Genomic DNA, 23,141 nt, shown 5'->3' with positions numbered 1-23,141 from the left:
TTTGTCGCCGCTCGGTGCGTCACATGTGATCGAGCGGCAGCGACTGTCGGTGGGGCGTCGTACGCTGGAAGAACCCCGGCCCGTTTGACGTGTCGGGCGTTCGCGTTGTCCAGCCCTGGGACGGAAACCCCTTCATGAGTCTGAACGGTCTGCTCGACGTCGTCGTGAACGATCCGGCCCTCGCCGAAGCGGTCAAGGCCGGTACCGACGGCAATCGCCCGTACGTCGACCTGGTGGGGCCGGCCGCCGCCCGGCCGCTCGTGCTGGCGGCCCTCGCCGCCCGCACCGGCCGTACGGTCCTGGCCGTGACGGCCACCGGCCGGGAGAGCGAGGACCTGGTCGCGGCGCTGCGCTCGCTGCTGCCGCCGGACTCCGTCGTGGAGTACCCGGCGTGGGAGACGCTGCCGCACGAGCGGCTGTCGCCGCGCTCCGACACGGTCGGCCGCCGGCTCGCCGTGCTGCGCAGGCTCGCACACCCGCGGGCGGACGACCCGACGGCCGGGCCCGTGAAGATCGTCGTCGCGCCGATCCGTTCCGTGTTGCAGCCGCAGGTCAAGGGGCTGGGCGAGCTGGAGCCGGTGTCCCTGCGCAGCGGGCAGAGCGCGGATCTCGGCGAGGTCGTGGACGGCCTGGCGGCCGCCGCGTACGCCCGGGTGGAGCTGGTCGAGAAGCGTGGCGAGTTCGCGGTGCGCGGCGGGATCCTCGATGTCTTCCCGCCGACCGAGGAACACCCGCTGCGGGTGGAGTTCTGGGGCGACGACGTCGAGGAGATCCGGTACTTCAAGGTCGCCGACCAGCGCTCGCTGGAGATCGCCGAGCACGGCCTGTGGGCACCGCCGTGCCGGGAGCTGCTGCTCACCGACGAGGTGCGGGCGCGCGCGGCCGAGCTGGCGATCCGGCACCCCGAGCTGAACGAACTGCTCGACAAGATCGCCGAGGGAATCGCCGTCGAGGGCATGGAATCGCTGGCTCCGGTCCTGGTGGACGATATGGAGCTGCTGCTGGACGTGCTGCCGTCCGGGAGCATGACGGTCGTTTGCGACCCGGAGCGGGTCAGGACACGCGCCTCCGACCTGGTCGCCACGTCGCAGGAGTTCCTTGAGGCGTCCTGGGCGGCCTCCGCCGGTGGCGGGGTGGCGCCGGTGGACCTGGGCGCGGCCTCGCTGTGGTCGATCGCCGATGTGCGTGACCACGCCCGGCAGCTGGGCACGCCCTGGTGGTCGATCAGCCAGTTCGCCGCGGATGCCGAGCTGGACGAGGACACCCTGCAGCTGGGCATGCGCGCGCCCGAGCTGTACCGGGGGGACACCGCCCGCGCGCTCGCCGACACCAAGGGCTGGCTGGCCGACGGCTGGCGCACGGTCTATGTCACCGAGGGCCACGGCCCGGCCGCCCGCATCGTGGAGGTGCTGGGCGGCGAGGGCATCGCGGCCCGTCTGGACATGGACCTGGCCGATCTGGAGCCGTCCGTCGTCCATGTCTCGACCGGTTCGATCGAGCACGGCTTCATCGACGCGGGGCTCAAGCTGGCCGTGCTGACGGAGTCCGACCTCACCGGGCAGAAGTCCTCCACCAAGGACATGGGGCGGATGCCGTCGCGGCGCCGCAAGACCATCGACCCGCTGACCCTGCAGCCCGGCGACTACATCGTGCACGAGCAGCACGGCGTGGGCCGCTACGTCGAGATGGTGCAGCGCACCGTCCAGGGCGCCACCCGCGAGTACCTGCTCGTCGAGTACGCGCCGGCGAAGAAGGGACAGCCCGGCGACCGGCTCTTCGTGCCGACCGACCAGCTGGAGCAGATCACCAAGTACGTCGGCGGCGAGGCCCCGACGCTGCACCGGCTCGGCGGCGCCGACTGGACGAAGACCAAGGCGCGCGCCAAGAAGGCGGTCAAGGAGATCGCCGCCGACCTCATCAAGCTCTACTCGGCGCGGATGGCGGCCCCCGGCTACACCTTCGGGCCCGACACCCCGTGGCAGCGCGAGCTGGAGGACGCCTTCCCGTACGTGGAGACGCCCGACCAGCTGACCACCATCGCCGAGGTCAAGGAGGACATGGAGAAGTCGGTCCCGATGGACCGGCTGATCTGCGGCGACGTCGGCTACGGCAAGACCGAGATCGCGGTCCGCGCCGCCTTCAAGGCGGTCCAGGACAGCAAGCAGGTCGCGGTGCTGGTCCCGACCACGCTGCTGGTGCAGCAGCACTTCACGACCTTCTCCGAGCGCTACGCCCAGTTCCCCGTGACGGTGAAGGCGCTGTCGCGCTTCCAGTCCGACAGCGAGGCCAAGGCCGTCCTGGAGGGGCTGCGCGACGGCACGGTCGACGTCGTCATCGGCACCCACCGGCTGTTCTCGTCCGAGACGAAGTTCAAGGACCTGGGCCTGGTCATCGTCGACGAGGAGCAGCGGTTCGGCGTCGAGCACAAGGAGCAGCTGAAGAAGCTGCGGGCCAACGTGGACGTGCTGACGATGTCCGCCACCCCCATTCCCCGCACGCTGGAGATGGCGGTCACCGGCATCCGCGAGATGTCGACGATCACCACCCCGCCGGAGGAGCGGCACCCGGTGCTGACCTTCGTCGGACCGTACGAGGAGAAGCAGATCGGCGCCGCGGTCCGGCGTGAACTGCTGCGCGAGGGCCAGGTCTTCTACATCCACAACCGGGTCGAGTCGATCGACCGGGCGGCGGCGCGGCTGCGCGAGATCGTGCCGGAGGCGCGGATCGCCACCGCGCACGGGCAGATGGGCGAGAGCGCGCTGGAGCAGGTCGTCGTCGACTTCTGGGAGAAACGCTTCGACGTGCTGGTCTCCACGACGATCGTCGAGTCCGGCATCGACATCTCCAACGCGAACACCCTCATCGTGGAGCGCGGCGACAACTTCGGTCTCTCGCAGCTGCACCAGCTGCGCGGCCGCGTCGGCCGGTCACGCGAGCGCGGCTACGCCTACTTCCTGTACCCGCCGGAGAAGCCGCTCACCGAGACCGCGCACGAGCGGCTGGCGACCATCGCGCAGCACACCGAGATGGGCGCGGGCATGTACGTGGCGATGAAGGACCTGGAGATCCGCGGGGCGGGCAACCTGCTCGGCGGCGAGCAGTCCGGGCACATCGCGGGCGTCGGCTTCGACCTCTACATCCGGATGGTCGGCGAGGCGGTCGCGGACTACCGCTCGGCCCTGGAGGACGGCGGCGAGCCCGACGAGACACTGCTCGACGTCAAGATCGAACTGCCGGTGGACGCGCATGTCCCGCACGACTACGCACCGGGGGAGCGGCTGCGCCTGCAGGCGTACCGCGCCATCGCCGCCGCCAACAGTCACGAGGACATCACCGCGGTCCGCGAGGAGCTGACCGACCGGTACGGCAAGCTGCCGGAGCCGGTGGAGAACCTGCTGCTGGTGGCCGGGCTGCGGCTGCTCGCCCGCAAGGTCGGGGTCAGCGACATCACCCTGGCGGGCAGCAACGTCCGGTTCGGCCCGGTCGAGCTGCGCGAGTCGCAGGAACTGCGGCTCAACCGGCTCTACCCGCGCACGGTCATGAAGAACGCGGCCCGTCAGGTCCTCGTACCGCGCCCGACCACCGCCAAGATCGGCGGCACACCGGTCATCGGACGGGAACTCCTGCTCTGGACGTCGGAGTTCCTGACCACGATTCTCGACAACTGAGACCCGACCGACGGGTTTCCGAGGGGTAACCGATACACAACCGGCGCCGCCGCGCCGTGAGTCACGTGGCGTTCAGATCGCCGTCATGTGGCCCTTGCGCGGCGGCCGCGCGGGGGTCGTGTACCGCGGGCAGCATTTCCGTGTATCCCACGGAAAGTGAATCCATGCGCCTGTCCGTTGTCGTTCCCTGTTACAACGAGGAATCCGGTGTAGAGCTTTTCGACGCGAAGATCCGGGAGACCCTGGACCTCCTCCCCGTCGAGTACGAGCTCTGCTATGTGGACGACGGCAGCTCGGACGCGACGCTGGAACGCCTGCGTGGCCTGGCCGAGCAGCATGTGGGCAGCACCCGGTACGTCTCGTTCAGCCGGAACTTCGGCAAGGAGGCCGGCATGCTCGCGGGGCTCCGCGAGGCCACCGGCGACGCCGTCGTGCTGATGGACGCCGATCTGCAGCACCCGCCGGAGCTGATCGTGCGGATGCTGGAGCTGTTCAGCCGCGGCCACGACCAGGTGATAGCCCGCCGCACCAGGGAGGGCGACAAGTTCGTCCGCAGCACCGTGAGCCGGCTGTACTACCGGATGGTCAACAAGTGGGTCGACGTCGAACTGGCCGACGGGGTCGGTGACTTCCGGCTGCTCTCCCGCCGCGCGGTCGACGCGCTGCTGTCGATGCCGGAGTACAACCGCTTCTCCAAGGGGCTGTTCTCCTGGATCGGCTTCGACACCGTCACCTTCGACTACCGCAACGCCGCCCGCGCCGCGGGGGAGACCAAGTGGCGGTTCGGGGCGCTGCTCAACTACGGGATCGACGGGCTGATCTCCTTCAACAACCGCCCGCTGCGGATGGGGATCCACCTCGGCCTCGCGCTGGCGGGCCTCGCCGGGCTGTACGCCGCCTGGGTCACGGTCGCCGCGGTGGTCGGCGGGGTGACCGCGCCCGGTTATGTGACACTGATCGTCGCCATCGTCGGACTCGGCGGGCTGCAGATGATGATGCTGGGGCTGATGGGCGAGTACATCGGCCGTATCTACTACGAGTCCAAGCGGCGGCCGCACTTCCTCGTGAAGGAGACCAACGTGCCGCCCGCCACCTTCGGCGGCCCGGACAGCGCCCCCGCCAGCGGTGCGGCGCTGCTGGCGGAGCGCCCGGCGCCCGCGTCGGAGGGCCGGCGCTGATGCCCGTACGTCTCCTCCAGGTGGTGCGCTTCGGCCTGGTGGGTGTGGTGAACACCGGCACCTTCTACGGCTGCTACCTGCTCCTGCACCGCTGGATGCCCTACTACCCGGCGTATGTCGTGGCGTTCGTGCTGAGCATGATCGGCTCGTTCTTCCTCAACACGTACTTCACCTACCGGACCCGGCCGACCTGGCGGAAGTTCCTGTTCTTCCCGCTGACCAACCTGACGAACTTCACCGTCACCTCGGTCGGCATGTACGTCCTGGTGGAGTGGTGCGGGGTGGGGGAGAAGCCCGCCCCGCTGATCGCGGCGGCCGCCGCGATCCCCGTGACGTTCCTGCTCTCCCGGCGGATCCTGCTGACCCGCGAGCAGCCGGCCCCCGCCCAGGAGCCCGCCCTCACCCCGGCTACGCGCGACGCAGGATGACGTAGCCCTCGCTGTTGGCGATCTGGGTGTAGGCCGCCGACGGATGGAGCTGGTGGGCGTACTCGACCGGGTCGGGGACCCAGCCGTCCCCGTTGTCGATCGCGATGTAGTCGGGGACGACGTTCTTGGCCCCGCCGACCCAGTAGACGGTGCAGCGGTTGACGAGCCTGCTGATCGGCCCGACGTTGGCCTCGACGCTCGCACCGTCCGGGATCTGCCGCAGCAGCTTCTCGACGGCCTTGACGTGTTCCCCGGGCTGGTACGTGGCGGTGTGCGTGAGATCCGCCAGCGGGAGGGTGGTGCTCAGCGCCAGGGCCGCGGCCGCCACGGCGGCCGGCACCTGCGAGGCGTAGGAGCGCAGCCAGCCCCGCGGGCTGTTGCGCGACTCGTTGACGGCGTCGACGAGGGCGAGGAGGACGACGGGCATCAGCACGGCGCTGTAGTGCCAGTCCAGGCCCCAGTAGTGGTCGTCGTGGGAGATGAAGCGCCAGCCGATGGTGGGCAGCGCGGCGATCAGCAGCGGGGAGCGCAGCGCGAGCAGCCCGCTGGTCGGCAGCAGGATCCACAACAGGGTGCGCAGCGCGGTGTCCGGCGGAATGGTGCCGGCGACGGGCGCGCCGCTGCCGCCGAGCTTGTTCCAGTAGTCGTAGCCGCCGCTGTTGTTGAAGGCGGGGATGAGGACGCCGAAGGCGATGGCGGCGAAGGCGATACCGAAACCGATGAGCCAGATCGCGTACGACGCGGTCCGCGGATCCTCGCGCCGGGTCCGCAGCAGCACGACGACACCGATGGCGGCGACGGTCGCGCCCATGTCCTCCTTGACGAGGATCAGCGGCAGCGCCCACCACATGGCGGTCTTCCACCGCTTGCGCAGCACGGCCTCCAGGGAGAAGGCGAGCATCGGCATGGCGAAGGCGATCTCGTGGAAGTCGAACTCGATCGCCCGCTGCACCCCCCACGACAGGCCGTAGGCGACACCGACGGCCAGCCCCCGGCCGCGGCCGAGGAAGTGCGCAGCGACCCGGGTGACCGGGACGACGGAGAGCGCGAAGAGGACGGCCTGCACCACGAGGAGGGTGACCGGGGTGGGAAAGACCCGGTAGAAGGGGGCGACGAGGGCCGTGATGGGGCTGAAGTGATCGCCGAGGATATTGGTCCCGGGGCCCTTGAGATCGGCGACCGGCGCCTGGAAGTGCGCATAGGACTTGATCGCCTGCTCGAAGATCCCGAGGTCCCAGGACATCGTCGCCATCCGCCGGAACCGGCACACCGACAGGGTGGCGTACGCGACGAAGAGCGCGCCGGCCAGCCAGTACGGGTCGAGCCGGGGGCGGAAGAGCCGCTGCAAGCGGCTGCCGGGAGAGGAGCTGTTCCCGTGCTGGGCGGGGATGGCCGCGGTAGCCATGTCCATGCTGCGTTCCTTTCGCACGGGAAGACGCGCGGCACCCTCGGCCGGTGCACGCCCGCCACGAAAAGATACGTGAGTGGCGCGGGTATGTGGTTCGGCCGGCCGTTCTCCGGTCACCGCAACCACCCGTATCGCAGTCTGCGTCGCTCTTGGTGACAGCGGCCGGACCGTCGGCCGGACGGTGGCGGGGGTGCACGGTGTTCGTGCGGGGTGTGGTCCGGTCCGAATTGTTGTGGCATCGCCAGACCGCTCGTCCGCCCCTGCCGATACGCTCGCTCTTCCAGCCGAGACTTTTGTTCAGGAGCAGCCATGAACGGCCCAGGCATCGTGCCGCCCCAGCCGAGTGACGGCACACGTTCCGGGCTGCGAGTCCTGTTCGTGCTGCTCGCGGTGCTGTCGTGCGGAATGCTCGCCTGGACACCGCTGCTGCGCGTCGCCCTGCTGCGCCGGCGCAACGCCGTGGACTGGGTGCTCTGCGGCGCCAGCTTCGTCCTGACCGTCGTACTGGTGGCGCTCCTCGGCAACGGCGGCGACAGCGGCGAGAGCGGCAACAGGAACAGCCCGCGGGACAACGCGGTGGTCTCCATCCTGGTGATCCAGGCCATCGCGGTGGCGGTGTACTACCTGGTCTCCGACATCCGGCACTTCCGGGAGGTGGACGCGCAGAACGCGTCCAGGGCGTACGGGCAGCAGCAGTTCCCCTACGCCGCCCCGCAGCCGCCGCGCCAGCAGGTGCACCAGACGCAGCTGCCGACCCCGCGCGCCGACTACAACCCGTACCGGGACACCCCCACCTCCACCCCGGCTCCCACCGCTCCGGTGGCCCCGGACCCGGCCGCGACGCCGACCCCGGGACCGGCCGGCACGCCCGCGCCGCGCATCGACCAGGTCCGCGCCGAGCTGGACGAGCTGAGTGACTACCTCCGCAAGGAAGAAGGCCGGTGAACGGCCGGCTCGTCGCGGGGCGGTACGAGCTGGCCACCGTTCTCGGCCAGGGCGGCATGGGCCAGGTCTGGACGGCGTACGACCGCCGACTGGACCGCCGGGTCGCGGTGAAGCTGCTGCGCCCCGACAAGGTCGCTGGCGGCGAGAACGTCGCCGAGCTGCGCCAGCGGTTCGACCGCGAGTGCCGGGTCACCGCCCAGGTCGACCACCCCGGCCTGGTCACCGTCCATGACGCGGGCACCGACGGCGACGAGCTGTACCTCGTCATGCAGCACGTCGAGGGCCAGGACCTGGCGGACCACCTCGCCGAGCACGACCCCTACCCGTGGCCCTGGGCGGTGGCGGTCGCCGCCCAGTTGTGCGCGGCGCTCTCCGCCGTCCACGCGGTGCCGATCGTGCACCGCGACCTGAAGCCGAGCAATGTGATGGTGCGCCCCGACGGCACCGTCGTCGTGCTCGACCTCGGCGTCGCGTCCGTCATGGACACCGACACCACCCGCCTCACCCACACCGGCACCCCGATCGGCAGCCCCGCGTACATGGCGCCGGAACAGGCGATGGGCGGCGCCGTCGGACCGCGCACCGACCTGTACGCGCTCGGGGTGGTCCTGCACGAACTACTCAGCGGCAACGTCCCGTTCCACGGCTCCACCGCGCTCGGCGTCCTGCACCGCCATCTCTACGAGGCCCCGGTCGCGCTGCGCCAGCTGCGGCCCGAGGTGCCCGCGCCGCTGGAGTCCCTCGTCCTGCGGCTGCTCGCCAAGGACCCGCAGCACCGGCCCGCCGACGCCCAGCGCGTCTACGGTGAACTCGCGTCAATGCTCCCGTCCGCCGGGACCGCGCACGCGCAGCGCCCGCCCGGGCCGATGGACCCCACCCGCCCGTTCCTGCGCCCGCACGCCCCCTGGCCGGACCGGCCCGGTACCGGCCAGGAAGGTGTCCAGGTGCCGGCCATGCCGTCGACGCCGCCTTCCACCACGCCGACGCCGCCGGCGGGGCCGGACATCGCCGCCGCGGTCGACGAGGTCAGACGGCTGCTCGACGCGGGCCGCATCACGCAGGCCGTCGACATCCTCGGGGGCGTGCTGCCCGCCGCCGCCGCGAAGCACGGCGAGCACTCACCGATCGTGCGCATGCTGCGCAAGCAGTACGCCGCCACGCTCATGGAGGACGGCCAGTTCCGCCGCGCGTTCCCCGAACTGCGGCGGCTGGCGGACGAGTTCGCCACCCAGAGCGGTCCGGCCGACCGGCAGGTCCTGCAGTTCCGCTACGAGGCGGCGCAGTGCCTCGAACAGCTCGGCGAGGCCGGCGCCGCCCTCGGCGAATACCGCACCCTGCTGCCGTACTTCGAGCGGTACGCGGCCACCGACCCGGTCGTCCCGCTGGAGATCCGCCGCCGGATCGGCAACCTCCTGCTCTCCGTCGGCGACCGCGCCACCGCCCGGGAGGTGCTCGCACGGCTCCTCTACGACGCCGACCGCGTGCACGGACCGCACCATCCGTTCTGCGTCGAGTTGCGCCGCACCCTGGCATGGCTGGGCCAAGTTCGGGCATGAGGCGAGCAGATGGGTGGTCCGACCGGGCCGCTCCGGACGCCGGGCTGTCAACGCCATAAGGTGCGAGCATGGTCAAACGCGGGGCACGGGCACCACACATACTCCTCTGCGGGCTGGCGGTCGCCGGACTGCTCGGCGCGGCGGGCTGCAAGGCCGACACCGCGGGCGGTGCCGGGAACGGCAACGGCAACGGACCGGGGAAGTCGGCTCCCGGCGGCAGCGCGCTGGCCGCCGTCGACTCCCTGACCGTCAAGGGGCGGGCGCCGAAGACCGGTTACACGCGGGAGAAGTTCGGCAAGTCCTGGGTCGACACCGACCACAACGGCTGCGGGACGCGCGACGACATACTGAAGCGCGACCTCACCGCGGAAACGTTCCGCGCGGAGAAGGGCGGCGACTGCGTCGTCACCTCGGGGAAGCTGGACGACCCGTACACCGGGCAGCAGCTCACCTACACCCGGGGCAAGAGCACGATCGACATCGACCACGCGGTCGCGCTCTCCGACGCCTGGCAGAAGGGCGCCGGGCAGTGGACGACCGACAAGCGGGTGCAGTTCGCCAACGACCCGATGAACCTCATCGCCGCCGACGCGTCCGCCAACCGCTCCAAGGGCGACGGCGACACCGCGACATGGCTGCCGCCGAACAAGGGCTACCGGTGCGCGTACGTGGCGCGGCAGGTCGCGGTGAAGAAGAAGTACGGGGTGTGGGTCACCGCCGCCGAGAAGGACGCGATGCGCAAGCAGCTGAACACCTGCCCGAACGAGAAGCTGCCCACCAGCTGAGCCGTTCGGGTTCGGCCGGACACGGCCCAGTTCGGCGGAGTGCTGGATATCGAAGCGGTCCGCTCCATATCCTCGATCTTCGCAAGGTCGAAGCACCGCCGCTCGATCCCATGCCGGGAGGCACCATGGTCCGCCGACGCACCGCCGTCTCGCTCGCCGCCGCCGCACTCGTGGCGATGACCCCTGTGATCAGCGCGTGCGGCACCCCGCACGCGGGGGCCGCCGCAGTGGTGGAGAACGAGACGATCTCCGTCTCGGACCTCCAGTCGAAGGTCAACGCGGTCCGCACCGCGCAGGAGAAGTCGCCCCAGGCGGCGGCCCTCATCGAGGGCAGCAGCGACCTGACCAGCCAGACGCTCGGCACGATGGTGGTGACCCGGCTGCTGGACCGCGTCGCCAAGGACGCGGGGGTCACGGTCACCCGCTCCGACGTCGGGCAGATGCGGACGGCACTGGAGGCCCAGTCCGGCGGGCCGGACGCGCTGGCGCCCGCGCTGCTGGAGAAGTACAACGTCGCGCCCTCCGACATCGACGCCTTCTGCCGGCTGCAGGTCGAGGCGGGCAAGATCATCTCCAGTCTCGGCGTCGAGCCCGGCAGCGACGGCGGAAGCGCGGCCCTGAACCAGCTGCTCGCCAAGACCGGCAAGGACATGAAGATCGACGTGAACCCCCGCTACGGCACCTGGGACGTCCAGAACGCCCGCCTGGGCGCCACCCACGAACCGTGGCTCGTCCCCGTGGCGACCGCCCCCGTCCAGGGCGCCTGACCCCGACCGGGCGGCCGGCCCACCCCGGCCGCCCGGGGCCGGACCCCGGGGGTCCGCTCCCGGGACGGGGCGGAGCAGGGGCGCGGGGCGGGGTAGGTTCGAGCGGTGGATGACTTGATGACCCCCGCGCCAGGCCGCCTCGTACTGCTCACCACCAGCCACCGTGTGGCACCCGGTCTGCTGTCGTGGCCCGCGTGGGAACTGCTGCGCGGTGCCGACCAGGTCATCTGCGCCGACCCCGGGCATCCGCAGCTTCCGTATCTGCGGGAGGCGGGCGTACGCGTCGTGCACGCGGCGCCGACCGGGCGGGAACTGGTGGACGCCACCGCCGGTGAGCGGACCGTCGTCTATCTGCCGGCCGCTGACAACGACCCCGCGGTCACCGACGAACTGGCCCGCCTCGGCGGGTCGGGGCGGGTCGCGATGCCGGACCTGGAACTGCTGCCCGGCTCGTACGACCTGCCGGGCGCGCGGCTGCTCGATCTCGTGCAGGTCATGGACCGGATCCGCGCGGAGTGCCCGTGGACCCGTGAGCAGACCCACACGGACCTCGCCAAGTACGGCATCGAGGAGATGTACGAACTGGTCGAGGCGATCGAGGAGGGCGACCGGGAGTCGCTGCGCGAGGAGCTCGGGGACGTACTGCTGCAGGTCGTCTTCCACTCCCGGATCGCCGAGGAGGACGCGGAGGAGCCGTTCTCGGTCGACGACGTCGCCGGCACGATCGTCGACAAGCTGATCCACCGGCACCCGCACATCTTCGGGGACGAGGTCGCCGAGACCCCCGAGGCCGTCCAGGCGAACTGGGTCCGGCTCAAGGCCGTGGAGAAGCAGCGCGACTCGGTGACGGACGGGGTGCCCGTCGGGCAGCCGGCGCTCGCGCTGGCCGCGCAGCTCAGCGGCCGGGCGCGCAGGGCCGGGCTGCCGGTGCCGGACGCCGCCGGCGTCGAGGTGCCGTCGGACCAGACGGCGCTCGGCGACCTGCTGCTGGCACTGGCCTCCGCGGCCACCGCCGCCGGGCTCGACCCGGAATCCGCGCTGCGGGCCGCCGCCCGCCGCTACCGCGACACCCTGCGCGCAGCCGAATAGACCGACGGAGCAGGCAGGGGATGTCCGGCGCGGAATCCGGGGCGACCGGGCTCCGGGCCGCAACGTAGCGTTCTGCCATGCAGATTGATGTGCCGCACGAGTGGCCCGCCGGTGAGGCGCAGGCGCTGGAGATCCAGGACCGGCTGCGGGCGCGGGCGGACCATCGCGGGCCAGGCCCGCGCGAGCCGCGCTTCGTCGCCGGGCTGGACGTCGCGTACGCGGGCGACGGGAACGGCACGGGCGACCGGGTGGCCGCGGCCGTCGTCGTACTGGACGCGCGGACGCTCGCGCCGGTGGAGCAGGCGACAGCCGTCGCCGAGACCTCGTTCCCTTATGTCCCGGGGCTGTTCGCGTTCCGCGAGCTGCCCGCCCTGGTCGAGGCGCTGCGCAAGCTGAGCACCGTCCCGGATCTGCTGGTCTGCGACGGTCACGGGCTGGCGCACCCCCGGCGGTTCGGCCTCGCCTGCCACCTCGGGGTGATCACCGGCATTCCGACCGCCGGGGTCGCGAAGACACCGTTCACCGGACGCCACGACCCGGCCGCGCTGGGCCCGGAACGCGGGGCGTTCGTACCGCTCGTCGACGACGGGGAGACCGTGGGCCGCGTGCTGCGCACCCAGCGGGGCGTCAAACCGGTCTATGTGTCGACAGGGCACCGCATCGACCTGGACACCGCGTGCCGGCACGTCCTCGCGCTGGCGCCGGAGTACCGGCTGCCGCAGACGACCCGGCTCGCCGATCGGCTCTGCCGGGACGCGCTAGCGTCAGGGGGTGCCTGACGAGACTGCCGCAACCCCCGCGCCCACCCCCGCCGCCCCTCCCGCCCCCACCCTCTTCACCTGGGAGTTCGCCGCCGATCCGTACCCGGCGTACGCCTGGCTGCGCGAGCACTCGCCGGTGCACAGGACCACGCTCCCCAGCGGCGTGGACGCCTGGCTGGTGACGCGGTACGCGGACGCGCGGCAGGCGCTGGCGGACGCGCGGCTCAGCAAGAACCGGGGTCATCACAGCGAGGGCGCCAACGCCAAGAACAAGGTGGGCATCCCCGGCGAGCGCGGCGCGGATCTGATGACGCACCTGCTGAACATCGATCCGCCGGACCACACCCGGCTGCGGCGGCTCGTCTCCAAGGCGTTCACCCCGCGCCGGATCGCGGAGTTCGCACCGCGGGTGCAGGAGCTGACCGACCGGCTCATCGACGGTCTGCAGGTGGACGAGGCGGGCGCGGTGAAGTCGGAGGCGGACCTCATCCACGAGTTCGCGTTCCCGCTCCCCATCTACACGATCTGCGATCTGCTGGGCGTCCCGCCCGAGGACCAGGACGACTTCCGGGACTGGGCGGGCATGATGATCCGCCACGGCGGCGGCCCGCGCGGCGGCGTCGCCCGGTCGGTGAAGAAGATGCGGGCGTATCTGCTGGAGCTGATCCACCGCAAGCGCGCGGACCCCGGCGACGATCTGATCTCCGGGCTCATCAAGGCGAGCGACCACGGTGAGCACCTGTCGGAGAACGAGGCCGCCGCGATGGCCTTCATCCTGCTCTTCGCCGGTTTCGAGACCACCGTCAACCTCATCGGCAACGGCGTCTACACGCTGCTGCGCCATCCCGAGCAACGCGCCCAGCTCCAGGCGTCCATCGCCCGTGGTGAGACGGACCTCCTGGAGACCGCGGTGGAGGAACTGCTGCGGTACGACGGGCCGGTCGAGCTGGCGACGTGGCGGTTCGCGACGCAGTCGCTGACGATCGGCGGGCAGCGGATCGGGGAGGGCGAGCCGGTGCTGGTGGTGCTGGCGGCGGCCGACCGCGACCCCGACCGGTTCGACGGACCCGACACGTTGGACCTGGCGCGCCGCGACAACCAGCACGTCGGCTACGGGCACGGCATCCACTACTGCCTGGGCGCCCCGCTGGCCCGCCTGGAGGCGCAGTCCGCGCTCGCGACGCTGCTGACCCGGCTCCCGGACCTGCGGCTGGCGGCCGAGCCGGACGATCTGCGGTGGCGCGGCGGCCTCATCATGCGCGGGCTGCGGACGCTGCCGGTGGGTTTCACCCCCGAAACCGGAATCCTCGAATCGACGTCCTGAGTCCAGCCTTTCACACCGTTAATCCCTGACGGGACGTCAAAAATGTCCCGTACAAGAGGTAAGGGCTGAAATCGACCGTGACCTCAACGTGATGCCCGCTACACCGACTTGTGATGCGATGGTCAACACCGCTACGTTCTGCGGTCATCGCAGGCTTCTCGAAGATGACGCAGGACCGTAGTCGATGTTTTTTGGAGAAGGGTGACCGCATGCTGAAGTCCGGGAACGGCAGACACCGCCGACCGCGCCAGGCCCCGACCGCCATCGTGGTGGTCGCGGCGACCGGAGCGGGGATCGCACTCCCGTTGCTCGGTGCAGGCGCCGCGCAGGCGGCCGATGCCACGGTCTGGGACAAGGTGGCGGTATGTGAGAGCGGCGGCATGTGGAGTGCCAACCCCGGCAACGGCTTCTACGGTGGTCTGTCCATCACCGAGGACACCTGGGAGCAGTACGGCGGCACGGTCTACGCCGAGCGCCCCGACCTGGCGAGCCGCTCGCAGCAGATAGCCGTGGCCGAGACGCTGCTCAAGGAACTCGGGCCGGACGCCTGGCCCGGTTGCTCGGGACCCGCGGGACTCGTGACCGGCGGAGCGCCGCCGAAGATCGACCCGGGCTCGATCCTGCCCCCGCTGGTCACCACGAAGCCGACGGCGCCCACCACGACGCCGACGACACCCGCGGCGCCCACGACGCCGACGACTCCTCCGGCGTCCACCACGCCGACGACTCCGTCGACGCCGACCGGCACTCCGACGACCGACCCGACGGCCGATCCTTCGGACGGCACCACGCCGGCCACCACGCCGACCGCCCCGAGCCCCTCCTCGGACCTGGCGGACACCACGCCGGGAGCCGCGGGCAAGAGCCCGGGCAAGCACGCGAAGCCCGGATCGCCGGACTCCTCCGACGGGCAGAGCACCGACCGCGCCTCGCGCGACGCCGACCGGTCCGCGGGTACCGCCGACGGTCTGAACGGTGATCAGAACACCGGTCAGGGCGACGTGGCGGCCAACGGCGACTACGTCGTCGTGCCGGGCGACAACCTCTGCGACATCGCCGCCGACCATCATCTGCAGGGTGGATGGAAGGCGCTTTATGGGGCAAATGACCAGATTGTTGGGGACAATCCCGACCTGATTCTCCCTGGGCAGCACCTGGACTTGAGCTTCTGAGACCGCTCAACACGATCCCGGCACCCCGGACCTTGTGACAAGGGTCTCCGTGGCGGCTGTGACGGCTCGCTCGCACTGCGCCGCTTTTCTCCCTTCCGACCTGCGGTTCTGTGGGTCCGCTCAGCCGGATGGGGGAGTTGCTGTACGACCCCGGGATGTTTGTCCTCGCCGGGATCGTGTGTTTAACGTCGTACTGCTCGCCACAGCGGGCCCCGCCGGTCAGGATCGCCGAGTCCTGCCGCCGACCGACGGGAACAGTCGACGCGAAAGCGCCGTAGGCAGGAGCGGGGGACCCAAGGTCTTCCGCCGGCCCGGCCCCGAACTCGTGGGGGACGGACCGGCTTGGGGTGAAGCAGCACGGCGAGAGCCGCGCAGCCGGGCAACTCACGCCCGAACCCGACAGCTGACCTCGTAGGCGTCGGTGAGGATGAACAACCATGGCTAAGCACCGTCGCCCGTCCAAGTTCACCCGAATTGCCGCGATTGCCGGTGTCACCACCGCCGCGATCGCCGTTCCGCTGCTGGGTGCCACCGGCGCCTCCGCCGCTTCGGTCGCCACCTGGGACGCTGTCGCCCAGTGCGAGTCCGGCGGCAACTGGTCGATCAACACCGGTAACGGCTACTACGGCGGCCTGCAGTTCTCGCAGTCCAGCTGGGAAGCCGCCGGCGGCACCGCGTACGCCGCCCGTGCCGACCTCGCCACCAAGGACCAGCAGATCGCGGTAGCCGAGAAGCTGCTCGCCCTGCAGGGCCCGGGTGCCTGGGCCTGCGCCGGCGCCGGCAACCTGACCGCCGGTGGCCCGGCCGCCGACGTGAACACCGGTTCCTCGACGAAGAGCACCCCGTCGAAGAGCACCACCTCGCGCGACACCTCGGACACCGCCAGCCGCGGCAAGTCCGAGAACCGCGCCCCGGTCAAGAAGACCAAGCCCGCCGCCAAGCCGGCCGAGACCAAGAAGGCCGCCCCGGTCCAGCAGGGCAACGGCGAGTACAAGGTCGTCACCGGCGACAGCCTTTCCGGGATCGCCCAGGCGCACCACGTCGCCGGCGGCTGGGAGAAGCTGTTCGAGCTGAACAAGAGCATCGTCAGCGACGCCGACCTGATCTACCCGGGCCAGCAGCTGCACCTCAGCTGAGACCGATAGCCCTACCCCAAGACTCCCCGGCCAGGCACGCACTCCCCCCGAGCGTGCCGGGCCGGGGTTTTGGCGTCGGCCACCACGGCGTAAGGCGCCGTTGGTCACCTGTTGTCAGCCTTTGGGCCCTTTTTCGTCTCATGAGTCGGCCGATCGACTGGTCTACCCTCCCCGGGCGGTTAGGCTCGTGCCGCAAGAGCAGAGAGACACGCATCAGCTGTACACAGCCTGAAGGAGACACTCGTGCCGTCCATCGACGTCGTCGTAGCCCGGGAAATCCTCGACTCACGAGGCAACCCCACCGTCGAGGTCGAGGTCGGCCTCGACGACGGCAGCACCGGCCGTGCGGCCGTGCCGTCCGGTGCCTCGACCGGAGCCTTCGAGGCCCTGGAGCTTCGCGACGGTGACAAGAGCCGCTACATGGGCAAGGGCGTCGAGAAGGCCGTTCTCGCCGTCATCGAGCAGATCGGCCCGGAGCTGGTCGGCTACGACGCCACCGAGCAGCGGCTGATCGACCAGGCGATGTTCGACCTGGACGCCACCCCGGACAAGTCCTCGCTCGGCGCCAACGCCATCCTCGGCGTCTCGCTCGCCGTCGCGCACGCCGCCTCCGAGGCGTCCGACCTGCCGCTCTTCCGCTACCTCGGCGGCCCGAACGCGCACGTGCTGCCGGTCCCGATGATGAACATCCTGAACGGCGGGTCGCACGCCGACTCGAACGTGGACATCCAGGAGTTCATGATCGCGCCGATCGGTGCCGAGTCCTTCTCCGAGGCCCTGCGCTGGGGCGCCGAGGTCTACCACACGCTGAAGGGCGTGCTGAAGGAGCGCGGGCTGTCCACCGGCCTGGGCGACGAGGGCGGCTTCGCGCCGAACCTCGACTCCAACCGCGAGGCGCTCGACCTCATCGTCGAGGCCATCAAGAAGGCCGGCTACCAGCCGGGCCAGGACATCGCGCTCGCGCTCGACGTCGCCGCCTCCGAGTTCCACAACGAGGACGGTTCGTACGACTTCGAGGGCAAGAAGATCTCCGCCGGCGAGCTCTCGGACTACTACGCCGAGCTGGTCGCCGCGTACCCGCTGGTCTCCATCGAGGACCCGCTGAACGAGGAGGACTGGGAGGGCTGGAAGGCTCTCACCGCCAAGCTCGGCGACAAGGTCCAGATCGTCGGCGACGACCTCTTCGTCACCAACCCGGAGCGCCTGCAGCGCGGTATCGACGAGGGCTCGGCCAACGCGCTGCTCGTCAAGGTCAACCAGATCGGGTCGCTCACCGAGACCCTCGACGCGGTCGAGCTGGCCCAGCGCAACGGCTTCAAGTGCATGATGTCGCACCGCTCCGGTGAGACCGAGGACGTCACCATCGCCGACCTCGCCGTCGCCACCAACTGCGGTCAGATCAAGACCGGCGCCCCGGCCCGCTCCGAGCGCGTCGCCAAGTACAACCAGCTCCTGCGCATCGAGGAGATCCTGGACGACGCGGCGGTCTACGCCGGCCGTTCCGCGTTCCCCCGCTTCAAGGGCTGACCCGGCCGGTCCGACGGCTGATCGGCGGCACCGCCCGCACGTCTGACCTACGTCCCCGCGCCCGGTCCCGTACCGTGGCCGGGGACGTAGGTACGTGCGGACGAGGGGAGACGGCGTGGGGGCGGATCGGTTCTCCACCGCGGCGCGGCTGAAGGCGATCGGCCAGGAGGCGCAGGCCCGCGTCTACCGCGCGGCGACCAGGCGCCCCGCCCCCCGGCGCAGCAAGCTCACCGGGCGGGCCGCGCTGCTGGCGCTCGTGCTCTGTGCGCTGATCGTCGCTCTCGCCTATCCGATGCGGCAGTACATCGCCCAGCGCTCGGACATCGCCGACCAGCGCAAGGAGGCCCAGCAGGCCAAGCAGCGCGTCGAGCAGCTGCGCGAGGAGAAGGCCCGCTGGCAGGACAACGAGTACGTGAAGACCCAGGCCCGCAAGCGGCTGCACTTCATGCTGCCCGGTGAGACCGGCTATACGGTGGTGAGCCCGACCCCGAGCGGCGCCCCCGACAGCGACCCCGCCGGCCGCCGGTCCTCGGACGAGGCCGCCGCGCACCGCCCCTGGTACGACAATTTCTGGGACAGCGTCGACCACGCCGACGCCGCCGGGACCCCCCGGCGGTAGCCGGGCACCGCCCGCCGCTGACCTTCCACGATCGAGAACGGCTCATGACAGATCACCCCGCGCCCACCCCCCGCACCACGCCGACCGAGGCCGACATCGCCGCGTTCAAGGAGCAGCTGGGCCGCCCGCCGCGCGGCCTGCGGGCCATCGCCCACCGCTGCCCGTGCGGACAGCCGGACGTGGTCGAGACCCAGCCGCGGCTGGAGGACGGTACGCCGTTCCCGACGCTGTACTACCTGACGTGCCCGCGCGCCGCGTCCGCCATCGGGACCCTGGAGGCCGACGGCGTCATGAAGGAGATGACGGCCCGGCTCGCCGAGGACCCGGAGCTGGCCGCCGCGTACCGGGCCGCGCACGACGACTACATCACCCGCCGGGACGCCATCGAGGTGCTGGAGGGCTTCCCGAGCGCGGGCGGCATGCCCGACCGGGTGAAGTGCCTGCACGTCCTGGTCGGTCACTCGCTCGCCGCCGGCCCCGGGGTCAACCCGCTGGGCGACGAGGCCATCGCGATGCTGCCCGACTGGTGGCGCAAGGGCCCCTGTGTCAGCGGCGGCTGCGCCACCGCGACCACCGACGAGGTGCAGAAGTGACACGCGTTGCGGCCATCGACTGCGGTACCAACTCCATCCGGCTGCTCGTCGCCGACGCCGACCCGGTCACGGGTGAGATCGAGGACCTCGACCGGCGGATGACGATCGTCCGGCTCGGGCAGGGCGTGGACCGCACCGGACGGCTGGCGCCCGAGGCGCTGGAGCGGACCTTCGCGGCCTGCCGTGAGTACGCCGCCGTCATCAAGGAACTCGGGGCGGAGCGGCTGCGCTTCGTGGCGACGTCCGCCTCGCGCGACGCCGAGAACCGCGCGGACTTCGTCCGCGGTGTGGTGGACATCCTGGGCGTCGAGCCCGAGGTGATCAGCGGTGACCAGGAGGCCGAGTTCTCCTTCACCGGCGCCACCAAGGAGCTGACGGGTCACGACGGCCACGCGAAGCCCTACCTCGTGGTCGACATCGGCGGCGGCTCGACCGAGTTCGTGGTCGGCGACGACAGCGTGCTCGCGGCCCGCTCGGTCGACATCGGCTGTGTGCGGATGACCGAACGGCACCTGACCGCCGACGACGGCACGATCATCGACCCGCCGACGCTCGGCCGGATCACCGCCATCAAGGCCGACATCAACGCCGCGCTCGACGAGGCGGCCGCCTCCGTCCCGCTGGAGCAGGCCCGCACCCTCGTCGGACTGGCCGGCTCCGTCACCACGGTCGCGGCCGTCGCGCTGGGTCTGACGGAGTACGACTCGTCCGCGATCCACCATTCACGGATCTCCCTGGAGCAGGTCAGGGAGATCACCGGACAGCTCCTCGCGGCCACCCACGCGGAGCGCGCGGCCATCCCCGTGATGCACCCGGGACGGGTCGACGTGATCGGCGCGGGAGCGCTCGTGCTGCTCCAGATCATGGAGCGGATCGGGGCCCAGGAGGTCGTCGTGAGCGAGCACGACATCCTCGACGGCATCGCCTGGAGCATCGCGTAGCACGAAGTTTGTGAAACTCTTCACATGAAGTTCCGGTCCTACGGCCCAGTTTTCCAAGGCCGGGGGGCCCGGGACCCCTCGGAACCCTTGTGGCGCGGTGTTTCCGCGGTGTTACAGCCCCTTGGACACATGCCCAAAGGGCGCCGATCTTCGCTGATCAGATGGTGCGCTCAACGGCCCGTCCGGGTCTCAGGTTCCCTCTAGGGGCTGTGGGCCTGGTCACGCGGCCGGGCAGTGTAGCAGAGGGTGTCCAGGACCTTGTGAAGGGGCTCACGAGCACCCCCCCATCAGGTGCTGGATACTCGAACCATGAGCACTTCGGAGCGTCCACGGATCCTCGTAGTAGGCGGCGGATACGTCGGCCTGTACGCGGCGCGCCGCATCATGAAGAAGATGCGGTACGGCGAGGCGACGGTCACTGTCGTTGACCCGCGCTCGTACATGACGTACCAGCCCTTCCTTCCCGAAGCTGCCGCCGGCAGCATCTCCCCGCGCCATGTCGTCGTCCCGCTCCGACGCGTGCTGCCCGGTGCGGAGGTGCTCACCGGCCGCGTGATGAACATCGATCAGGACCGCAAGGTCGCGTCGATCCAGCCGCTCGTGGGTGAGACCTACGAGCTGCCCTTCGACTACCTGATCATCGCGCTCGGCGCGGTCTCCCGTACCTTCCCGATCCCCGGCCTGGCCGAGAACGGCATCGGTATGAAGGGCGTCGAGGAGGCCATCGGCCTGCGCAACCACGTCCTCGAGCAGCTCGACAAGGCCGACTCCACGACGGACGAGGACGTCCGCCGCAAGGCGCTGACCTTCGTCTTCGTCGGCGGTGGCTTCGCCGGCGCGGAGACCATAGGCGAGGTCGAGGACATGGCCCGCGACGCCGCCAAGTACTACCCGAACGTCAAGCGCGAGGACATGCGCTTCATCCTCGTCGACGCCGCCGACAAGATCCTCCCCGAGGTCGGCCCGCAGCTCGGCGAGTGGGGCCTTGAGCACCTGCGCGAGCGCGGTATCGAGGTCTACCTCAGCACGTCGATGAAGTCCTGTGTCGACAAGCACGTGGTGCTCGCCAACGGTCTGGAGGTCGACGCCTCCACGATCGTGTGGACCGCGGGCGTCAAGCCGAACCCGGCGCTCGCCCGCTTCGGTCTCCCGCTCGGCCCGCGCGGCCACGTGGACACCTCGGAGAAGCTCCAGGTGCAGGGCACCGACTACATCTGGGCCGCGGGCGACAACGCCCAGGTCCCGGACATCGCCGCCCGCAAGGCCGGCGTCGAGAACGCCTGGTGCCCGCCGAACGCCCAGCACGCGCTGCGCCAGGCCAAGGTCCTCGGCGACAACGTGGTCTCGGGGATGCGCGGCTTCCCGCAGCAGACCTACGCCCACGCCAACAAGGGCGCGGTCGCCGGTCTCGGTCTGCACAAGGGCGTGGCGATGATCGTGGTCGGCAAGACCAAGATCAAGCTCAAGGGCCGGCTGGCCTGGTACATGCACCGTGGCTACCACGGCATGGCCGTCCCGACCTGGAACCGCAAGATCCGGGTCTTCGCCGACTGGACGCTCGCGATGTTCCTCAAGCGCGAGGTCGTCTCGCTCGGCGCCATGGAGAACCCCCGCGAGGAGTTCTACGAGGCGGCCCGTCCGGCCCCGGCCCCCGCGAAGGCGGCCGTCCCGGCGAACGCGGCCACCGCCGAGGCAGCCGAGAAGGCCAAGGCTTCCTGACGACGAGTCACACCGGTCCGGCAGGTCCGGTCGCACGAACGTAAGGCCGAAGGGGCGTCCGCCATCCGTGGTGCGGGCGCCCCTTCGGCGTACCCCCCGGGGACGCCCGGGTGGTTGGGCCGGAAAATCACTCGCGTCGACGGCCGTCCGTCGTACGCTCGTACGCATGGCAGATGCGGCCCGTCGCATGCGCGACCTTGCTGAAAAAGCCCTACGAGAACCGTTCCCGCTGCGCATCCGCGCCTGGGACGGAAGCGAGGCCGGACCCCCGGACGCCCCCATGCTCGTCATGCGGCGGCGCCGGGCGCTGCGCCGGCTGCTGTGGAAGCCCGGTGAGCTGGGACTGGCCCGCGCCTGGGTCGCCGGCGACCTGGACATCGAAGGCGATCTGTACGAGGCGCTGGACCTGATCGCCGGCATCGTCTGGGACACCGACGAGGACGGCGCACCGCACCCCGGCGGTTTCCGCCGCGCGGTGGACCTGTTGCGCAACCCGCACACCTATCGGTTGGCCCGCGAGGCCCTCGTGCTCGCCGGGCCGGGGCTGCCACCGTCGCCGCCGCCCGAGGAGGCCCGCCGCCGGTTCGGCCCGCTGCACAGCCCGGGCCGCGACAAGCAGGCCATCAGTCACCACTACGACGTCGGCAACGACTTCTACGAGCGTGTCCTCGGCCCGTCGATGGTCTACTCCTGCGCCTACTGGGAGCACCCCGAGACCACCCTCGAAGAGGCCCAGTACGCCAAACTCGACCTGGTCTGCCGCAAGTTGGCGCTCCGGCCCGACCAGACGCTGCTGGACGTCGGCTGCGGCTGGGGCTCGATGGTGCTGCATGCCGCCGAGCACTACGGGGTGCGCGCCGTCGGCATCACGCTCTCCACCGAGCAGGCCGCGTACGCCCGCAAGCGCGTCGCGGAGGCCGGGCTCACCGATCGCATCGACATCCGTGTCCAGGACTACCGGGCGGTCGCGGACGGCCCGTACGACGCGATCTCGTCGATCGGCATGGCGGAGCACGTCGGCCGCGACCTGTACCGCGAGTACGCCGCCCACCTCTACGGCCTGCTGCGGCCGGGCGGCCGGCTGCTCAACCACCAGATCGCCCGCCGCCCCTGGGCGGACGAGGAGGCGTACCACGTCGACGAGTTCATCGACCGGTACGTCTTCCCGGACGGCGAGCTCGCGCCGGTCGGCTCGACCGTCTCCCGGCTGGAGGAGGCCGGATTCGAGGTGCGGGACGTCGAGGCGCTGCGGGAGCACTACGCGCTGACGCTGCGGGCCTGGGTGCGCAATCTGGAGGACCACTGGCAGGAGGCGGTGCGGCTCACCGGTGCCGGACGGGCGCGGGTGTGGCGGCTGTACATGGCCGCCAGCGCGCTGTCCTTCGAGCAGAACCGTATCGGCGTCAACCAGGTCCTGGCCGTCAGGACCAGGCCCTCCGGGGCGGCGGGCATGCCGCCGGCCCGGCCGTGGCCCTAGGTCGTGTCGTCAAATTCCCTCCCCCCAGCTACCGCTGGGAGGTGCCCC

General features: G+C 70.8%; 19 protein-coding genes and 1 riboswitch. Of the genes, 18 read left to right on the top strand and 1 reads right to left on the bottom strand.

Going from position 1 to position 23,141, the window contains the following annotated elements:
- The first annotated feature begins 134 nt into the window (after nucleotides 1–134).
- The 3 genes from mfd (at nucleotide 135) to C6N31_RS26800 (ending at nucleotide 5,274) form a co-directional block, all read left to right on the top strand.
- Nucleotides 135–3,668: a transcription-repair coupling factor gene (gene mfd, locus C6N31_RS26810; protein WP_198358431.1), complete on the top strand. Its 3,534-nt coding sequence runs from the start codon at nucleotides 135–137 to the stop codon at nucleotides 3,666–3,668.
- A gap of 164 nt (nucleotides 3,669–3,832) precedes the next feature.
- Nucleotides 3,833–4,846, top strand: coding sequence for a glycosyltransferase family 2 protein (locus tag C6N31_RS26805; RefSeq protein ID WP_198358430.1), 1,014 nt, complete (start codon nucleotides 3,833–3,835; stop codon nucleotides 4,844–4,846).
- Nucleotides 4,846–5,274, top strand: a complete 429-nt coding sequence (locus C6N31_RS26800) for a GtrA family protein (protein WP_164296803.1) — start codon at nucleotides 4,846–4,848, stop codon at nucleotides 5,272–5,274. The genes C6N31_RS26805 and C6N31_RS26800 overlap by 1 nt, the downstream gene beginning before the upstream one ends.
- Here C6N31_RS26800 and C6N31_RS26795 read toward each other — a convergent pair.
- Nucleotides 5,255–6,685 carry a DUF2079 domain-containing protein gene (locus C6N31_RS26795; RefSeq protein ID WP_198358429.1) on the bottom strand — a complete coding sequence of 477 codons (1,431 nt, stop codon included), beginning with the start codon at nucleotides 6,683–6,685 and terminating at the stop codon, nucleotides 5,255–5,257. The two genes, C6N31_RS26800 and C6N31_RS26795, sit on opposite strands and share 20 nt — an antisense overlap.
- A 306-nt stretch (nucleotides 6,686–6,991) precedes the next feature.
- On the opposite strand from C6N31_RS26795, the gene C6N31_RS26790 reads away from it, so the two are divergent.
- From C6N31_RS26790 to C6N31_RS26720, 15 genes are all read left to right on the top strand, one after another.
- On the top strand, nucleotides 6,992–7,627 hold the full coding sequence (locus tag C6N31_RS26790) for a hypothetical protein (protein WP_138356088.1): 636 nt from the start codon (nucleotides 6,992–6,994) through the stop codon (nucleotides 7,625–7,627).
- Complete coding sequence (locus tag C6N31_RS26785; RefSeq protein WP_138356089.1) at nucleotides 7,624–9,183, top strand: serine/threonine-protein kinase; 1,560 nt, start codon at nucleotides 7,624–7,626, stop codon at nucleotides 9,181–9,183. The genes C6N31_RS26790 and C6N31_RS26785 overlap by 4 nt, the downstream gene beginning before the upstream one ends.
- A 68-nt stretch (nucleotides 9,184–9,251) precedes the next feature.
- On the top strand, nucleotides 9,252–9,968 hold the full coding sequence (locus C6N31_RS26780; RefSeq protein ID WP_138356090.1) for an HNH endonuclease family protein: 717 nt from the start codon (nucleotides 9,252–9,254) through the stop codon (nucleotides 9,966–9,968).
- Nucleotides 9,969–10,093: 125 nt separating this feature from the next.
- Complete coding sequence (locus tag C6N31_RS26775; protein WP_187144900.1) at nucleotides 10,094–10,735, top strand: SurA N-terminal domain-containing protein; 642 nt, start codon at nucleotides 10,094–10,096, stop codon at nucleotides 10,733–10,735.
- Nucleotides 10,736–10,852: 117 nt separating this feature from the next.
- Nucleotides 10,853–11,824: a nucleoside triphosphate pyrophosphohydrolase gene (locus C6N31_RS26770; protein WP_138356092.1), complete on the top strand. Its 972-nt coding sequence runs from the start codon at nucleotides 10,853–10,855 to the stop codon at nucleotides 11,822–11,824.
- A gap of 77 nt (nucleotides 11,825–11,901) precedes the next feature.
- On the top strand, nucleotides 11,902–12,603 hold the full coding sequence (locus C6N31_RS26765; protein WP_138356093.1) for an endonuclease V: 702 nt from the start codon (nucleotides 11,902–11,904) through the stop codon (nucleotides 12,601–12,603).
- Nucleotides 12,596–13,909, top strand: a complete 1,314-nt coding sequence (locus C6N31_RS26760; RefSeq protein WP_138356094.1) for a cytochrome P450 family protein — start codon at nucleotides 12,596–12,598, stop codon at nucleotides 13,907–13,909. Before C6N31_RS26765 ends, C6N31_RS26760 begins: the two co-directional genes overlap by 8 nt.
- Nucleotides 13,910–14,118: 209 nt before the next feature.
- The gene (locus C6N31_RS26755) at nucleotides 14,119–15,081 is read left to right on the top strand and encodes a LysM peptidoglycan-binding domain-containing protein (protein WP_187144899.1); all 963 of its coding nucleotides are present in this window, start codon (nucleotides 14,119–14,121) and stop codon (nucleotides 15,079–15,081) included.
- Nucleotides 15,082–15,341: 260 nt separating this feature from the next.
- A riboswitch (cyclic di-AMP (ydaO/yuaA leader) is annotated at nucleotides 15,342–15,514 on the top strand.
- A gap of 4 nt (nucleotides 15,515–15,518) precedes the next feature.
- Complete coding sequence (locus C6N31_RS26750; protein ID WP_138356095.1) at nucleotides 15,519–16,217, top strand: LysM peptidoglycan-binding domain-containing protein; 699 nt, start codon at nucleotides 15,519–15,521, stop codon at nucleotides 16,215–16,217.
- Between the two features lie 243 nt (nucleotides 16,218–16,460).
- A complete protein-coding gene (gene eno, locus C6N31_RS26745; protein ID WP_138356096.1) occupies nucleotides 16,461–17,744 on the top strand; it encodes a phosphopyruvate hydratase in 1,284 nt (427 codons plus the stop codon).
- A gap of 115 nt (nucleotides 17,745–17,859) precedes the next feature.
- Nucleotides 17,860–18,363, top strand: a complete 504-nt coding sequence (locus tag C6N31_RS26740; protein WP_138356097.1) for an FtsB family cell division protein — start codon at nucleotides 17,860–17,862, stop codon at nucleotides 18,361–18,363.
- Between the two features lie 44 nt (nucleotides 18,364–18,407).
- The gene (locus C6N31_RS26735; protein WP_138356098.1) at nucleotides 18,408–18,956 is read left to right on the top strand and encodes a DUF501 domain-containing protein; all 549 of its coding nucleotides are present in this window, start codon (nucleotides 18,408–18,410) and stop codon (nucleotides 18,954–18,956) included.
- Nucleotides 18,953–19,897: a Ppx/GppA phosphatase family protein gene (locus tag C6N31_RS26730; protein WP_138356099.1), complete on the top strand. Its 945-nt coding sequence runs from the start codon at nucleotides 18,953–18,955 to the stop codon at nucleotides 19,895–19,897. Before C6N31_RS26735 ends, C6N31_RS26730 begins: the two co-directional genes overlap by 4 nt.
- A 309-nt stretch (nucleotides 19,898–20,206) precedes the next feature.
- A complete protein-coding gene (locus C6N31_RS26725) occupies nucleotides 20,207–21,616 on the top strand; it encodes an NAD(P)/FAD-dependent oxidoreductase (protein ID WP_138356100.1) in 1,410 nt (469 codons plus the stop codon).
- Between the two features lie 166 nt (nucleotides 21,617–21,782).
- Nucleotides 21,783–23,093: an SAM-dependent methyltransferase gene (locus C6N31_RS26720; RefSeq protein WP_138356101.1), complete on the top strand. Its 1,311-nt coding sequence runs from the start codon at nucleotides 21,783–21,785 to the stop codon at nucleotides 23,091–23,093.
- Nucleotides 23,094–23,141: the final 48 nt, after the last annotated feature.

It is taken from the genome of Streptomyces fildesensis (assembly GCF_016107395.1).
GTDB classification, from domain to species: Bacteria; Actinomycetota; Actinomycetes; order Streptomycetales; family Streptomycetaceae; genus Actinacidiphila; species Actinacidiphila fildesensis.
The sequence above is the reverse complement of the archived record's forward strand: the minus strand, read 5'-3'. Positions and strand labels throughout refer to the sequence as shown.

Coding starts and splice junctions, on each gene's coding strand:
- mfd (WP_198358431.1), top strand. CDS start 135: ATGAGTCTGAACGGTCTGCTCGACGTCGTCGTGAACGATCCGGCCCTC.
- C6N31_RS26805 (WP_198358430.1), top strand. CDS start 3,833: ATGCGCCTGTCCGTTGTCGTTCCCTGTTACAACGAGGAATCCGGTGTA.
- C6N31_RS26800 (WP_164296803.1), top strand. CDS start 4,846: ATGCCCGTACGTCTCCTCCAGGTGGTGCGCTTCGGCCTGGTGGGTGTG.
- C6N31_RS26795 (WP_198358429.1), bottom strand. CDS start 6,685: ATGGACATGGCTACCGCGGCCATCCCCGCCCAGCACGGGAACAGCTCC.
- C6N31_RS26790 (WP_138356088.1), top strand. CDS start 6,992: ATGAACGGCCCAGGCATCGTGCCGCCCCAGCCGAGTGACGGCACACGT.
- C6N31_RS26780 (WP_138356090.1), top strand. CDS start 9,252: ATGGTCAAACGCGGGGCACGGGCACCACACATACTCCTCTGCGGGCTG.
- C6N31_RS26775 (WP_187144900.1), top strand. CDS start 10,094: ATGGTCCGCCGACGCACCGCCGTCTCGCTCGCCGCCGCCGCACTCGTG.
- C6N31_RS26770 (WP_138356092.1), top strand. CDS start 10,853: ATGACCCCCGCGCCAGGCCGCCTCGTACTGCTCACCACCAGCCACCGT.
- C6N31_RS26765 (WP_138356093.1), top strand. CDS start 11,902: ATGCAGATTGATGTGCCGCACGAGTGGCCCGCCGGTGAGGCGCAGGCG.
- C6N31_RS26755 (WP_187144899.1), top strand. CDS start 14,119: ATGCTGAAGTCCGGGAACGGCAGACACCGCCGACCGCGCCAGGCCCCG.
- C6N31_RS26750 (WP_138356095.1), top strand. CDS start 15,519: ATGGCTAAGCACCGTCGCCCGTCCAAGTTCACCCGAATTGCCGCGATT.
- C6N31_RS26735 (WP_138356098.1), top strand. CDS start 18,408: ATGACAGATCACCCCGCGCCCACCCCCCGCACCACGCCGACCGAGGCC.
- C6N31_RS26725 (WP_138356100.1), top strand. CDS start 20,207: ATGAGCACTTCGGAGCGTCCACGGATCCTCGTAGTAGGCGGCGGATAC.
- C6N31_RS26720 (WP_138356101.1), top strand. CDS start 21,783: ATGGCAGATGCGGCCCGTCGCATGCGCGACCTTGCTGAAAAAGCCCTA.